Source organism: Vibrio sp. 1078-1 (genome assembly GCF_033340475.1).
In genome coordinates this window covers 24,294-38,184 of sequence record NZ_JAWOWM010000011.1, presented here as the reverse complement: position 1 = coordinate 38,184, position 13,891 = coordinate 24,294, and the positions used below count along the sequence as shown (strand labels likewise).

At 43.8% G+C, this 13,891-nt stretch carries 25 protein-coding genes; all 25 read left to right on the top strand.

Annotation, left to right across the window (positions count from 1 at the left end; genetic code table 11):
• Positions 1–137 precede the first annotated feature (137 nt).
• The 25 genes from R7190_RS18300 to R7190_RS18180 all read left to right on the top strand — a co-directional run bounded on the left by R7190_RS18300 (position 138) and on the right by R7190_RS18180 (position 13,815).
• A complete protein-coding gene (locus R7190_RS18300) occupies positions 138–1,298 on the top strand; it encodes a hypothetical protein (RefSeq protein WP_159408530.1) in 1,161 nt (386 codons plus the stop codon).
• Positions 1,299–1,369: 71 nt separating this feature from the next.
• Positions 1,370–1,552, top strand: coding sequence for a hypothetical protein (locus tag R7190_RS18295; protein ID WP_014386745.1), 183 nt, complete (start codon positions 1,370–1,372; stop codon positions 1,550–1,552).
• A 253-nt stretch (positions 1,553–1,805) separates the two neighbouring features.
• Positions 1,806–2,285: a DUF3085 domain-containing protein gene (locus R7190_RS18290; protein ID WP_014386746.1), complete on the top strand. Its 480-nt coding sequence runs from the start codon at positions 1,806–1,808 to the stop codon at positions 2,283–2,285.
• Positions 2,286–2,343: 58 nt separating this feature from the next.
• Complete coding sequence (locus tag R7190_RS18285; protein WP_014386747.1) at positions 2,344–2,841, top strand: hypothetical protein; 498 nt, start codon at positions 2,344–2,346, stop codon at positions 2,839–2,841.
• A 64-nt stretch (positions 2,842–2,905) separates the two neighbouring features.
• Entirely contained in the window at positions 2,906–3,796 is an 891-nt protein-coding gene (locus tag R7190_RS18280; protein ID WP_014386748.1) for a restriction endonuclease subunit M, read from the top strand.
• 306 nt (positions 3,797–4,102) lie between these two features.
• On the top strand, positions 4,103–4,327 hold the full coding sequence (gene yfaE, locus R7190_RS18275) for a class I ribonucleotide reductase maintenance protein YfaE (protein WP_014386749.1): 225 nt from the start codon (positions 4,103–4,105) through the stop codon (positions 4,325–4,327).
• Positions 4,328–4,388: 61 nt separating this feature from the next.
• Complete coding sequence (locus R7190_RS18270; RefSeq protein WP_014386750.1) at positions 4,389–5,006, top strand: hypothetical protein; 618 nt, start codon at positions 4,389–4,391, stop codon at positions 5,004–5,006.
• A complete protein-coding gene (locus R7190_RS18265) occupies positions 4,993–5,277 on the top strand; it encodes a hypothetical protein (protein ID WP_014386751.1) in 285 nt (94 codons plus the stop codon). The genes R7190_RS18270 and R7190_RS18265 overlap by 14 nt, the downstream gene beginning before the upstream one ends.
• A gap of 31 nt (positions 5,278–5,308) precedes the next feature.
• Positions 5,309–5,500: a hypothetical protein gene (locus R7190_RS18260; RefSeq protein ID WP_014386752.1), complete on the top strand. Its 192-nt coding sequence runs from the start codon at positions 5,309–5,311 to the stop codon at positions 5,498–5,500.
• An 83-nt stretch (positions 5,501–5,583) separates the two neighbouring features.
• Positions 5,584–5,994 carry a hypothetical protein gene (locus R7190_RS18255; RefSeq protein ID WP_014386753.1) on the top strand — a complete coding sequence of 137 codons (411 nt, stop codon included), beginning with the start codon at positions 5,584–5,586 and terminating at the stop codon, positions 5,992–5,994.
• Positions 5,995–6,049: 55 nt separating this feature from the next.
• Positions 6,050–6,685: a hypothetical protein gene (locus R7190_RS18250; RefSeq protein ID WP_014386754.1), complete on the top strand. Its 636-nt coding sequence runs from the start codon at positions 6,050–6,052 to the stop codon at positions 6,683–6,685.
• A 213-nt stretch (positions 6,686–6,898) separates the two neighbouring features.
• Positions 6,899–7,285 carry a hypothetical protein gene (locus R7190_RS18245; protein WP_014386755.1) on the top strand — a complete coding sequence of 129 codons (387 nt, stop codon included), beginning with the start codon at positions 6,899–6,901 and terminating at the stop codon, positions 7,283–7,285.
• 30 nt (positions 7,286–7,315) lie between these two features.
• Complete coding sequence (tusA, locus tag R7190_RS18240; RefSeq protein ID WP_014386756.1) at positions 7,316–7,546, top strand: sulfurtransferase TusA; 231 nt, start codon at positions 7,316–7,318, stop codon at positions 7,544–7,546.
• A gap of 465 nt (positions 7,547–8,011) precedes the next feature.
• Entirely contained in the window at positions 8,012–8,191 is a 180-nt protein-coding gene (locus tag R7190_RS18235; RefSeq protein ID WP_014386758.1) for a hypothetical protein, read from the top strand.
• A gap of 122 nt (positions 8,192–8,313) precedes the next feature.
• Positions 8,314–8,484: a hypothetical protein gene (locus R7190_RS18230; RefSeq protein ID WP_159408529.1), complete on the top strand. Its 171-nt coding sequence runs from the start codon at positions 8,314–8,316 to the stop codon at positions 8,482–8,484.
• Positions 8,485–8,544: 60 nt separating this feature from the next.
• Entirely contained in the window at positions 8,545–9,462 is a 918-nt protein-coding gene (locus R7190_RS18225; protein WP_014386760.1) for a hypothetical protein, read from the top strand.
• A gap of 226 nt (positions 9,463–9,688) precedes the next feature.
• Positions 9,689–9,982, top strand: a complete 294-nt coding sequence (locus R7190_RS18220) for a hypothetical protein (RefSeq protein WP_014386761.1) — start codon at positions 9,689–9,691, stop codon at positions 9,980–9,982.
• 76 nt (positions 9,983–10,058) lie between these two features.
• Entirely contained in the window at positions 10,059–10,259 is a 201-nt protein-coding gene (locus tag R7190_RS18215; protein WP_014386762.1) for a hypothetical protein, read from the top strand.
• A gap of 11 nt (positions 10,260–10,270) precedes the next feature.
• Entirely contained in the window at positions 10,271–10,684 is a 414-nt protein-coding gene (locus R7190_RS18210) for a hypothetical protein (protein ID WP_014386763.1), read from the top strand.
• 78 nt (positions 10,685–10,762) lie between these two features.
• The gene (locus tag R7190_RS18205; protein WP_014386764.1) at positions 10,763–11,224 is read left to right on the top strand and encodes a hypothetical protein; all 462 of its coding nucleotides are present in this window, start codon (positions 10,763–10,765) and stop codon (positions 11,222–11,224) included.
• Positions 11,225–11,413: 189 nt separating this feature from the next.
• The gene (locus R7190_RS18200; protein ID WP_014386765.1) at positions 11,414–11,845 is read left to right on the top strand and encodes a hypothetical protein; all 432 of its coding nucleotides are present in this window, start codon (positions 11,414–11,416) and stop codon (positions 11,843–11,845) included.
• 67 nt (positions 11,846–11,912) lie between these two features.
• Positions 11,913–12,161, top strand: a complete 249-nt coding sequence (locus R7190_RS18195) for a hypothetical protein (RefSeq protein ID WP_014386766.1) — start codon at positions 11,913–11,915, stop codon at positions 12,159–12,161.
• A gap of 116 nt (positions 12,162–12,277) precedes the next feature.
• Entirely contained in the window at positions 12,278–12,460 is a 183-nt protein-coding gene (locus R7190_RS18190) for a hypothetical protein (RefSeq protein WP_138221989.1), read from the top strand.
• A 285-nt stretch (positions 12,461–12,745) separates the two neighbouring features.
• Positions 12,746–13,585: a 5'-deoxynucleotidase gene (gene yfbR / locus R7190_RS18185; protein WP_014386768.1), complete on the top strand. Its 840-nt coding sequence runs from the start codon at positions 12,746–12,748 to the stop codon at positions 13,583–13,585.
• On the top strand, positions 13,582–13,815 hold the full coding sequence (locus R7190_RS18180; RefSeq protein ID WP_014386769.1) for a hypothetical protein: 234 nt from the start codon (positions 13,582–13,584) through the stop codon (positions 13,813–13,815). The genes yfbR and R7190_RS18180 overlap by 4 nt, the downstream gene beginning before the upstream one ends.
• The last annotated feature ends 76 nt before the right edge of the window (positions 13,816–13,891 follow it).

Genomic DNA, 13,891 nt, shown 5'->3' with positions numbered 1-13,891 from the left:
TCAAGGAAAGTGCCTTGTGCGCTGATGTGCGATAGCTGGTCGCCAAAAATAAACAGCATTAATTCACTTTTTATCACAGCCCTCGGGCACATCTTGCTCGACGGCATAGGTGTGTCCAATTTTTATGGAGAACAACCATGACTATCGCTCACACCGATACTGACTTGAAAATACAATCAGCTTTCCTTTGCGTTTTGACAGAGGGTTTTGATTATCCTACTGCACAAGATGCCTATGAGGCATATCGTGTGGCCGCAAACGTAGCAATCAAAAATCCAGAGAAGAAAATTTCTGATATGGGAATTAGCCTTTCTGGCCGACTGTTACCATCTCATCTCAAGACCTGCGCAGAGCTTGTCGATAGTGTTGACTATCTGGTTAGCACTATCAGTCTAGGGGTGGAATATTTTCTGGATCTTGCACAAGGCAAACACAGCTTGTTAACGGACCCAGAAAGCCTCATTGAATTAGATGGGGATGTGTTCAGAATCCATGAAACTAAACTTAGTTTGATGTCCATTGAAACTCCGTTGGAGCGTCATATCCCCGTTACCGACCTAGAAACACAAAAAGTTTATGGTTGGACTATTGATGGGGTTCTCGATGTTATTAACCGAGAAAGAAGTCCTGATTGGAGTGATTACACTGAAACAGATTGGGTTGAAGGTTGGAAGGAGTGGGTGGTTCCGGAAGGATACTATCAAATCCAAGAAGAAGATCTGAGACCTGACTACTTCACTGATAACAGTTCTGAGTTGTCGGATGAAAAAGTGTTTACACGTACTAAATCTGTCCAAAAAGAACCAAATGGTACTTTGACGGCAGGTGATGTATACGACTCAATTCATGACGATATGAAGGCTGTAATCGACGGCCCGTATCTGATTAAAGCTAATGGTGCATTAGTGACAGATACGGAACTAGAGGAGGTTTGCTTGACACTCTATTTTGGCGAAAAATACAGCCAAAGTATCATGATCAACTTTGATGAAATCTATAACGGCGTATTCCATGATGATACGACAATAAGTTTTTATTCAGGTTCTTTAAGTGAGCGACTCACATTAACTGTTGAAAAAATGCAGGTTGGTGTGAAGGCGAGCGGAAACATTCTTTCAATAGGTGAAGTCCACTACAACGTCTTTGACGCAACAGGGGAGCATGGAGCTGAAAATGCACTTGAGGCAATGAAAGCTTTGGGTAAACCAATGTTGTCGGCAGAGCAACTGTATAGCTCTCTCAAAGAGTTATGCTCAGAGACAAAAGGGCAATTCCAGATTATGGAAGCCCGGATCTAATACATTAACCCTAACGGGGCAATCACGCCCTGGTAGGCGTTGGTTGCCTCTTCAATTTTATGGAGACAGCCATGAGCACAAAAAACGCACATAAAGCAAAATACCATTTCTATTTCACGACCGCTGTACTGAAACATGCAGAGGACAACCACATCAATATCGGAGATTGTTTTGGGTATGGTGAAGATAACTTTGTTGTAGATCTTTATCCATATTCAAACCTCATCTATAGATGTGATGTGTTGACGAAATAGAAAGAGCCCCAAATAAGTGGAAAGAAAGTGAACTATTTGATTTGGTTGATAATCTTTCAGATTGTTTTTGGGGAATTATAGAGCGAGAAGGGTATGACGAGATGGATGCATCAATGCCATGCTTGGATGAGTTTGAGCTAGATATCAAACGCGCTCTAAATGTATTTGTAGGAATAAATTAAATCCTAAACCCTAAGGGGCCATCAAAGCCTCTAGGGCATTGCTGGCCTCTCAATTTTTAATGGAGGCCATTATGGCAATCGTAAAATTTAACATGAAAGAAGTACAACTGCTGGTGGATGAGCTTAATAAGACGAAAAGTTATTCACCAACAATGGATGATCTCTTTAAGCCTGCTCTATACAAAACAGGCAAAGTTGTTGATTCCAATGGAAACGATGAGGAACACAAAGATTTTGGATGGCCGGACTCCAGCCAGATAGACAAGTCTTTAGTCGAACCGCAGTTGCTATTGGTAAAAGATCAAGGTTTGTATCTTCTGAACAACGCAGATGTAAAAGAAAGTCCTCGCTCAAGAGGTGCTGTTGTCTATGCTCACGGATGTAATCCTGACAAAGATGACGACTTTTACGAAACTGCTCGAATGATATTTGGTGGTGATGATGGCAGCGTATCCATTCCGGTAGGTTGGTTTGACTTAGCGTATAAAGCTAATAAGCGTTATTTCAAGTTAAACGTTGCGCCAACACAAATTTCACTTGTCCTTAAATAACCCTTTCGGGGCCACTTGCTCTGAATGGGCAGTGGTCTCTATTAACTGGAGAATCACAATGACTACACTCGCATCCTTAGAATCAACGCTTAATCATGACATGGCAATGCGCCGTTTCTTAGATACTTTAAACCGTAATGAAATGGAGCGCTTATCTGGTGAGATTCACGCAAAATTCTACTGGAATAAGCGTAATCCACAGTGGTATAGCAGTGACAATGCTCGCTTATTTGCACTGCTGAACCGTGCCAAACGCATCATTAAGAAGCGACTTAAAACAGGACGAGTTAAACCAGAACAAACAGAGCATGGTTCGATTATCGAACGTAGTCACTTTCCACTAGGAGATACACTAACCTTTTGGAATTGCTACCTGAACGACTCTTGGAGAATTGCTCATCAAGACTCGTCATATAGTGCGTTCTGGTATAACGAGCGTGAGCTCAAATTGTGTACCTACTGTGAAGGTGATGTGGTCTTTATGACAGCTCCCAATAAGGAGATATATCGTAAGGATTACGAAAACCTTGATGCATGGTACACCGACAACCTTTAACCCTATAGGGGCACCCATTGCCCCTATAGGGAGCATGGTGTGCCCACCACAAGGAGGACACACCATGTTTACTACATCTGTTTGCTCTTACCCGAATCGTGGTCATTATGGCGACAACAAGTATCGAGGTAATTGCACCGGACACATCATTAAAGACTTTATTGAGTCATATATGATGAAACCTAATGGCTTAGTTGTTGACCCTAGTATTGGGGGAGGAACCAGTACTGATGTGGCAAATGAACTCAAAGTTCGTTTTATTGGTACAGACTTGCATCAGGGGTTTAATTTGCTGCGAGATGATCTGTCTGCATTTCTTGGGGAGCCAGCCCACCTTATTTGGTGGCACCCCCCTTATGCAGACATGATCACTTTTTCTGGCAATATGTATGGTGAACCCAATAAATGGGATATGAGCCGTCTATCGTTGCCAGAGTTCGTGGAAGCTCTAGAATTAGCCATTATGAATATACATGATGCCTGTGAACCGGGAGGTCACTACGGTATTTTGATGGGAAACCTTCGACGTAAAGGCGAGTATTATAACTTGTCCAGTCTGGTTGAGCGTTTGGCTCCAGGTAAACTCGTTGATGAGATCATCAAGGTACAACACAACTGTGTCTCTGACCGGACCAACTACAGCAATAACAGTAAGCTGGTTCGTATCGCCCATGAAAAGTTACTGGTATTCAAAAAGCAAAATGCATCATCATCGCTTTCGCTTATCCCAGTAGCAGATAAACGTGCGGCCAATATGGTTGGAGTTACATGGAAAGCAGTGTTGCGTCGAGTGTTACAGGGTAAAACCTTATCGTTAGATGCCATTTACCAACAAATTGCACCTTACGCGAAACACCGACAAAACGAACACTGGCAAGCCAAGGTTCGTCAAGTGCTGCAAGATGAACGATATTTTGTTCGAGTGGATTCTGGGGTTTATACCCTAACAGAGTGAAAGCTAATGTTGACACCTAGAAAGGGCAGTTCCACATTAGAAAAATTCTCGAATTTATGTCGAAATACTCTAATACTCCGAGAAATCGGAGTACGTACCGTTTCAGGGTAATAAGCGCAGGGGGAAACGCCCCCTCGCTTTCCAAAGCAGTTTGAACTTACAAAGAGACTTTTTTGGAAAGTGCCTTTGGTGCTTGAGTACGTTAGCTGGACGTCGCAAATAAACAGCAAAATCACATCTATTAACCACCCTGGCGGGGCATGTTCTCCTGCTGGGAGTCATGCTCCTCAAATAAGGAGTATGACAATGCATGTCAACTTACCAGCCAGTACAAGTACGTTACTGGTTCAACTAGAAAGAAAAGGTATCGCTATTGAGTCGCAATGCAGAAATGGGTATTGCGGAGCATGTCGGTGCAAGCTGGTAAGAGGGAACATTTCTTACCGTGCTGAACCTATAGCATATCTTAATGATGGTGAAATTTTGCCTTGCTGTGCTACAGCAACGTCAGATGTAACTGTCGATATCTAACCCCAACCCTGAGGAGCTTTAACCTACGGGTTGGGCTCCTCTTTACAAAGAGGAAATATGTATGACCAATCAATACCATCACGATTTTTACCGCAATAGCACTTTCCCTGTTGTTGTTTATGAATTGTGTGACGAGTCATTAACCATCAAGCCTGTAACAATTGAGGAGTACGGTTTAGCCACTCCAGATTGTACAGAGGAAAGCATTCTTTACTATGCGGAAGGCAAACGTTGCCGTTCGTCTGTAGAACACTTCTTCTTAACTCGTAATGATGCAGAAGAAGCTCTAGAGCGTTTAAGAATGTCCTTAACCACCAAGCCAAAATTAGAAGAACTCGCATACGCCCAAGCAACTGCTCAGTACCTGTCAGAATTAGGAAGTGCTGACAATTGGTTCATGGCTTACGAGTACCTAATAGAATGCGTTGAGAAAGGTGAAGAGCCCGATTTAACTGCATGGCAACCATTTGAACATTGGGAATGGAAAGATATAGCAGATCGTATAGACGATGAGGCTCAATCTATTCTTTCTCTGTTGAAACAGGTGTTAAAACTTGCGAAAGAGGGGATCGTTTATTCGGCCATAAATGACACACTCACAATGGATATGAACCAGCTATGTATGCAAAGCATGGTAGAACTAGGTGCATGTCAGGAGGTGTCCAATGAAGCTGAATAAACGAATAGCTAGTCAAGATGAGCATGGTCGTATTGCCAATATCATTAAATGGTGTAAGCGACACAACCAAACGATCAATGGCTTCCCTTACGGGGATGATTTGGTTGGTTCGGATGGAATTCATCTTGAATTGTTGGTCCCTCAAGGTACTTCTCCTGAGAAGTGTACCGATGCTTTGGTTCAAGGTTACTCAGAGCGAGATGTCGTAACCCATGCGGTGATTGAATGTCCCGCAGATTGGTTTAACGCCAACCTTGAATCTAGGCATTAGATACTGGCTTATAAACTCAGGGAGGTGAGTTATGACCATGCCAAATTCGCAACTAGTTATGTTTGCTGGAAACAACGTGGAAACTGTAGAGGAAGTTCGCTCGATGCAGCTGGCCGTTAGATGTGATGCTTTAAAAGCAAATTCATCGTCGGAAAGAAAAGAGCTCGAATCATTGGAGCTTTGGCTGGAAGAGCAAATTAACTCTCAGATTGTTGGATTTTAACATATGAAACTTAACCCCAAAGGGGCATACCTATGCCCTTTTGGGAGTGGGTTGCCTCTCAATTAAATTTTTAGGAGCAACCCGTGAATACTGCAAGCGTATTAACCTACGATGCACAATTACAACTCCCCTTCATTTTTGATGATCTGCTATTAGAAAATGATGAAGAGCCGATTGAAAAGGTTACTCCCTTAACAATCGTAGCATCATGTTCTGATCGTACAGTCGAGCAAGAGTTTGAAACTGAAATCGAAACCTGGACTGATGGGCAGATTAAAGAGCTAAGAGAGGCATTTTTGCGGTATAGCTTAAATGTCCTTGCTGACGGACGCTCTGGTAAAAAAGCAAAAGATGAAGCTTATGAATGGTTGAACTCTGATGAAGTTCATCCATTTTCATTTGTTACCTGTTGTGTGTTATCTGGTTACGACCCTGATGAAGTGCGTAACCTTTGCCAATACACACTCAGACAGTTAGCTAAAAGAAATAAGTAGCCACCAGGAGGGGGATCACCTGCTGGTGGACTCCTCCAAGTTCGAGGAGATTACAATGACTACTTCACTGAAACAGAAAGCAATTGGATTGGCCGCTGCACAAGTCCTTAAATTCAATAATGAATATAAAGGAACATGGTATGACGGCTATTTGCTTTTGCTGGAATGTATGCAGCAAGATCGAGAACCTGAACATTGTGCCATCAGAGATGATGTTGAGTTTTGGTCATGGCATGAGGTAGTGCAATTCATTGATAAAGAGGCTGAAAACATTTGGAAGCCGATGGAAAATGAATTGGCTGACACCAAGCAACTGATTGTTCATGATGCTGCCTCGGGACTTGATAAGTTCTGTGGTATCGACGTTGAACGCTTCGGTGAGCTTGATAAGGCGTGTCAAACTATCGTTCTAAACAAAGCGGTAGTACTTGCTGTAGATAAGGTAAATCGAGATGAACCTGAGAGTGAGCAAACTAAATTCCATGTTCGTTCATATTCTGGACGGTTTATGTATGGTCGTACTTGTCTTGGGATAGATGTCCCCCCAGGAAAAGATCTTTCAGCAGTGGCAAGTTGCATGGGAAATTTATTCAAATTTCTAGGTACACCACGTCAAGATCAAATGGGCAAAGGTACAATCTATTATTGGCCGAATATCGAACAATGTGAATCACACGATGTAGCCTTGTAGGAAACTATAAGGTAGAAATAACAAGCGCAGGGGGAAATGCCCCCTCGCTTTCCAAAGCAGTTTGTACGTACATAGAGACTTTTTTGGAAAGTGCCTTTGGTGCTTGAGTACGTTAGCTGGACGTCGCAAATAAACAGCAATATATCAACCCTGACGGGAGAGCCTCCCGTCGGGAGCTCTCCGTCAATAACCAATAATTGCATGGAGAAGATCATGTCTAAAAACACTAACGATATTTTTACTAATCGCACCCCTTTGGAGTTCTGTGTTTATCCCAAACTAGACCGATGCGTTGGTCTACGTATAGGCTATCCACACTGTCGAGAAGGTGCCAATGGCGTTGTCTGTGAGGTTGAAGCAGAATATCCCACACTAAATACTCATTCGAGTGTAGCGTGGCCTCTGGTTGAAGAACTGAATAGCTACACCATCAAAAAACAGAAACAGATAATCGAGGATATTGATGAGGCTGTTGCTGAACTTTTAATGCACAAAGCCAATCTTCTAGAAAATATTCTAAAGCTAGAAGACGGTGAACTTGATTTAAACGAACAAGCGAAAATGCGCTACGAAGAAAACAGTAAGTCTTCTGTCGCGTGATTAGACTGCTATAGGCAAGGGTGATAACCAATGAATGTAGATCAGTTTATTGACGTGATGGGATTGCGATGCCCTGAGCCATTAATGGTGGTTCGTCGTGCAATTCGTCGTATGGGGCCAGGAGAAACACTCGAAGTGAAAGCTGATGACCCAGCTACCACGAGAGATATACCTGACTTTTGTCGCCACATGGATCATCAACTTGTGGAAAGCGAAGTAACCTCTCCCCCATACAAATACATAATCAAGAAACAAATATAAACCCCATAGGGGCGGAAACGTCCTATGGGATAGTTCCGCTCCTTTAATTTAGGAGAAAGGCATGTATATATCGTTACGAGGTCTAAATCACGAGCAATTAAAGTCCAAGATTATCGACCATCGAACAAAGCGCTCATACACTGTTGAAGAGGCTAATACCCCACTACCCAAACAGTCTATTGTCGAGGTAGGACGGCTTTCCTGTGTGTACACAGGTAAGAAATTGTCCCCAGCAGAAGTAAACGCTTATAACGGTTTTACTGAGGAATACAATCGCAGCACATGGCGGCCAGATCAGGATTTCCTCCTAGATCAGAGACATCGCTTATATCATGCAATTTGCCTCGACAACCTTAAACTTCAAGAATCTGCCTAAACCTATGAGGTAGTTCATTTCAAACACTAGCCCACGGGCGCACTTGTGCCCGTAGGGTACAGGTGTGCTCTTTATCTAAGGAGACACCTATGGCCGCTAAATTTATTGAGTTTGATTCACAAAAAGAAGCTATAAATCATCGAGCTAAAGCGGGGGGCTGGATTTTTTCAGCTTTCAGTGGAAAAGCGATATGGTTTAACACGACATTCACACCTCACAAGATTCTTTTATTGTCTTTCCTGCGTTTGAAGCTCTGGCCTACGAATTAGGCCGAAGCTGCTGGCAGCTGGCGGACAAGACTCCGGTACTAGTCGAAGTGGTGGATACCGAGCAGCCTTATATCGGCGGCGAAGACTTCCACTGGGCTCCGGCTTTAATCGAACGATCAGGAATGCTCAAGCTCGCACCAGCAGGTGAAGCCTTGGGTATGCCTATCAATGTAATGAACAATTCGGTCTATTTCGCTGCGGCGGATGGTCCGGACACAAGTTGCGGTCATCAACCAGCAAAATCAATTCCAATCCAAATGGCTGGAGATGAAATTCGCGTTATGGCCGCTTAACACTACCAATAGCTGAGGTGATTCCCAGAAGGGGTTCCTCAGCCTTACCAGGAGAAATCTATGTGTAAATTATCTATTTATCGTGCTGAACACGGTTCGTATACGGAAGCTCTAAAATGTGCAGCTGTTTACCACTCAACAGGGGATGAGCTTGAACCTGAATTTGTAGATGGTCCAGCTGGTAGAGTGACATATTTAAGTGATATGTATTCTGTCATACAAACAGTTTGCAACGCAGCTGGCCGAGACGATTTGGTCTTCGGTACAGTCATAAACAATATCTTTTGGGAGTTGGATGAGTTAATTGACCACTTTGAAAAGGTAAACCAGTGGCCTTGTGAGAATTACCCTGAGAAGGTTGAAAAGCTTGCTCAAGATGCTCACAAAGGATGTGGACTGATTTATGAACTCTTCGCAAACCGGTATATAGATGCGATTGATAACCTTGTTCTCGACTTACCTAAAGGAGTTAAAGAACAGGTTATCAAGCTTGCTGAAAATTACGGTTACGAAGTCATTACAGCGGAGCAGCAAACTGAAAGCCATGAAGAGCATTGGAATGATGACGTTCATTATTGCTCCCACGGCATAGATGCAAATTGCTGTCCGGCTGGTTGTGGCGATATTGATGATGGGCCATATGACGAAATGCAAGAACCCAGTGGCTATAACGAAGCCGGGGTGATTCATTCACGTATAGAAGGCATCGTCGGAAATATTAAGCAGGGAGAAACTATATCTCCATTAGATTGGTGCATGTTGAAAAAGTATGTCCATGATAATCCAGATGCGTGTTCTTGGTACGATGATTGTTTTGTTGAGCCATTAAATGGTTCACGAGAAACAGTTCGAAGTGCAGGAGAGCTTGTTAAGTATCTTCAAAGACAAATTCTGGATGCTTGCTTCGATTTTCGTTTAAACAAGCGAGTTGAAGCAGCGAAAAGTGAAAATGGTATTTTAATTCATTGTTCTTTATGAATTAACTTACTCTAAGGTGGATGCGGAGCTTGATAGCTCTGCATCCTTACCTCTTGGTGTCATTCTTGACATTTTCTAAAGGCGTTTGTTAGAGACGTTTTTGGAAAGTGCCTTGTGCGCTGATGTGCGATAGCTGGTCGCCAAAAACAAACAGCATTACTAATAACCCTACCGGGGATAGCTCTCCGGCAGGAGGCTATCTCCAAAAACTTATGGAGATATAGATATGTCAAAATTCGATCAAATTGCAACCGTACACAAACTGACAGTTGTTAAACAAGCTGATGAGCATGACTCAGAATTCGATGTTTACTTGTGTGAAGACCAGTTCGGTAACGAATGGGCTTTATCAAAAGAAGGAGAACCTGAGTATGCCGAGTGGGGTGTTTATAATTACATCGTTCGCAACAATGTTTGTATGATCACCACGCCAGTATCAACGCCTTGTATGTCTTGGGAGCTTGCAGATCTTCCCAAAGACTATAAAGGTGAACTACAAGTCGGCATGTCAATTGTCTGATACCTATTAACACAAACCCACAGGGGGAACTGACGCCCTGTGCGGCACAGCTCCCTCTCTAACTCTGGAGAGAGAAATGACTAAATTAAACCGATATGCACTACGAAGCGCGGTAGAGAAGATCGACGGATACTATCTGCCCCGCCCACACGAGCGCAACAAGACTGATGCTTTTGAGCGAGCTAAGCACGATTGCTTAGCAGCCTTACGCCAACAGATTCAAAAGATTGAGTCTATAACGTTTGAACAGTTCACCAGTAAAGATTCGCGCAAGTAGGGAGTAGTGTCATGACAGAAGTGAATAAAACAGAGCGTACTCCAGAGCAAATTGAACTGATCTGGAAGCACACTCATAAAGATATGAAAGGCGTCTCAAATGGTGTGAAAACCATCGTCTACCCAGCTCCTTATAGCTGTCTCGGAACGGTCGAAGACCTGCCTGAGGATGCGTACCAGGACAAGCTACGCTATGCCCGGTACAAGGAATGCTGTGAGAAACGAGATGAGAAGCTGCGGCCAATCATGGTGGAGCATGGTGTCATCGAGCACTTCGATAGCACAATGCAATGGCGTGACGAGCTCGACGACGTAGCGGTGTTTGCTGGATTTACTCTACAGGGTGAAGCTCTGGAAGCTCTGCTGACGGACGTCAAAGCTGCTGACATTACATATCCCAAAACAGCCGGGCTCAAGTACCTTTGATCTGGCATGTAAATTAACCCCAGGGGGAACAAGCGCCCTCTGGGTACTTGTTTTCCCACAACTAAAAGGTGAAGGAAAATGAAAGCATTAACCAGCCAAGAACTAAATATGGCTTTGGCCGCGTTACGTTGGATGCAGGAGACGATGGAGCAATCGAACCCAAAGGAATTGTCTGATTTCTTTGCAAGACTTCCTCATTTTACTGACGAAAAGCCGTTGAGCGGAGAAGAGATCGACACGCTATGCGAAAAGATGTACTCGCTTGACAAACCAGCCTTGCAAACTGATATAACCGATCTGGTCGATGGGTTAGGTGATAAAGTCTCGGCCTCGGTTGAGATAGGCAATATCGGTGGTGAGCTTTTGCTAAGTGCTAAAGGCTACTCAGATTGCAACTCTGAGGATAACGTTGGATTTCCATTGTTGATAGAAAACAACGCTGGAAATCTCCAATTGCGGGTTTGGGCTGATATAAATAAAGAAGATCCGACGCATGTGATCTCCTTACAAGGAGCAAAGAATGAGATGCGTCAGGAGTAATGCTCAATGAGCGGTAAGTGTGGGAATATCCCCGCACTTTCCCAAGCATCCTAGAGCAGGATTCTTCGGAAAGTGCCTTTGGCGCTTATGTGCGATAGCTGGTCGCCAAAAACAAACAGTACTTATTGTAACCCGCGTGGGGATAGTCCCTGCCGGGGGCTATCTCCATTCAACATGGAGATGACAATTATGAAAATTGAATCTGTAGTTCGTCTTCCAATGGAAGATTCAGGTTTAGGTCACAATATCGTCCGGTTAAATAACCGAAACGTAGACTCAAAGAGAAAAGATCCTAATCGTTTCTTTCGACGTGAGCCAGTAGTGATCTATAACCCCGATAACGGCACAAAAGTAATTCGATATGTAATGGGCAACCCAGGAACAATGTCGATTACCAAAAATGCTGTTGGTCTTGATTACGATGCCGTTGATGCTCTTGGAGTGAAATTTAAAGAAGAGGTATCACTGGAAATGCGGAGAGCTCGCTGGTGGGAAATTTACCAGTGGTTCTGGTTCCACCCTGACTTCTCTATTCGCTTATCAATCCGTCTTGGAGTGGTAGGCGCATTACTCGGCATTCTTGGTTTTTTCACTGGGATCACTCCCATCATTTTAGGCTAACGCCTATCCAAAAGCTCAGAAGCTCCAGAAGGGTGCTTCTGAGCCCACTCTAGAAGGAAATAAGCTTATGTATCAATACGATCATAAAAAACGAAATATTATTGTATCGGTTTTGACTGTTGTGGGTAGTTTGTGTGTTTTGGTGCCGCTTTTGGTCGCCATTTCGTTTGACTGGCCCCCGTTACTTACCGATATGGCCGCATGGTTTGAGAATGCAAAACAATATGCAGTAGCGCAGTTCTGGGGGCTCGTATTTGGAGTGCCTTGTTTATACATTGCATATCGCATTTATAATTGGCTGCCGATCATTCCTTAATATTTCAATATCAAACCCACGGGGGTGTATGTCCCTGTGGGGGCGTGCGCCCTCCATACTTTTTACGGAGGATACTATGCAACATCAACTTGACATGCTTGCGTCAGTTTGTGCTGATGAAACACCCGTTATTCATTCGCGCTGCAAATATTGCCAAATTTGGCGGTTCAGCAGCAAAAGTAGTGATCACTAAGCACGGTGGAGAGCTGTATGTGATCAAACACTGGCTGATGTCTGATGTGATTAGTGGCTTAGTAAACAAAAACCCCGGCATTTTTGCTGGGGTTTTTTACTTATGAGAACCAAACGCCCTAAAAGGGCAAATAGACGTTTCGTGAACCATTTGGATTGGCGATAGACTAAAAAAAATGTCGGCTTTGCTGACGTTGAAAGGTAGCTGGCCTACAAGCAGCAACTACATTCTGAATGGAATACATTCCATCAGAAATCTGATTAAATATTTCGGTGTCAGGCCGAAAATACACCTCAAGAACAGTCCACAAGGACTCTCACAACTTAACCCACATGGGTACACGGGACCTATGTGGTAACTGTGTACCCTTCAAACTTCATTGGAGGATACTATGTCAAATTCAAACTATGGATTCCTAGCACTTGCTTTGCGTCAACGATTGATAAAACGCTGGTCACTGATGCATTCAGTACAGCCTGAATCAGTCTTGGAGCATAGTGCTACCGTTACGTTGCTTGCTCTTCTCGCTGGTCATGTCGCAAACCAAAAGGGGAACAAGGTCGATCTTGCCAAAATGCTTTCCCACGCAGCACTACATGATGTAGCCGAAGTTCTCTGTCAGGATGTTGTGACGCCAGTAAAAAAGGCTAATGACACTTTGGCGAGGGAGTTCGAGCGACTTGAAAAAGCTGCTGAGGAGCAGTTAATTCACACGCTACCTTTGGAGCTTCAAGGTGCAGTCGCGGAAGCATTTGCCCCAGGTGGCTATGAACAGCAACTGGTGAAAGCCTGCGATACCTACGCTGCATATATCAAGTGCAAACTTGAAGTGGCAGCTGGCAATGCGCTGGAGTTCCAAGATGCTCTCGACAAGATGATTGGCGTTGTATCTCAGTTGAAATCTGATTTCCCTGAGATCGAAGCAATAGATCAATGGTTCGGTGCTGGACTTAACTTGTCAGTAGATAAATTGCTGTCATGTAGCGATGACGAAGGTTGCTACATCAAATTTGTTACTGATCAGCGTCCGGGAGAGCCAGATATTCTTGCTGGAAATGAACAATCAGATCTTATTCTGACAGATCTCGAAGGCAAAGAGCTCAAACGAATCAAGCCAACTGCACCTTGGACTCATGAAACACTTTCCATGTTAACCATCTCTTCGGAATGGGCCCGTATGGGAGTTGAGGCATACCTTGGAAAGCAGTGGGTTGGGAGTACCGAAGTATGAATAATAATGACTTCAAACTAGTACAAAGAAATACAGATGAATGGGACAAAATGTGGAACGAATTGGCCCAACATCCATTAAATAATGGCGACGCGGTTTGTGAAGAGTCAGTTACTGGAGAGTGCTGGCAATACATGGGTACGCAAGGTGGTAAGCACAATTTTCGCCACCGCTGTCACCCTAAAACAGGTTGCCGCCAATACCTAGATATCGACGCTGTGACCGTATAAGTAAACCAATCTTTAAACCCTAACGGGGCATCAAAGCCCCTTTGGGGCCTTGGTGTCCCTCAATGACATATTTGGA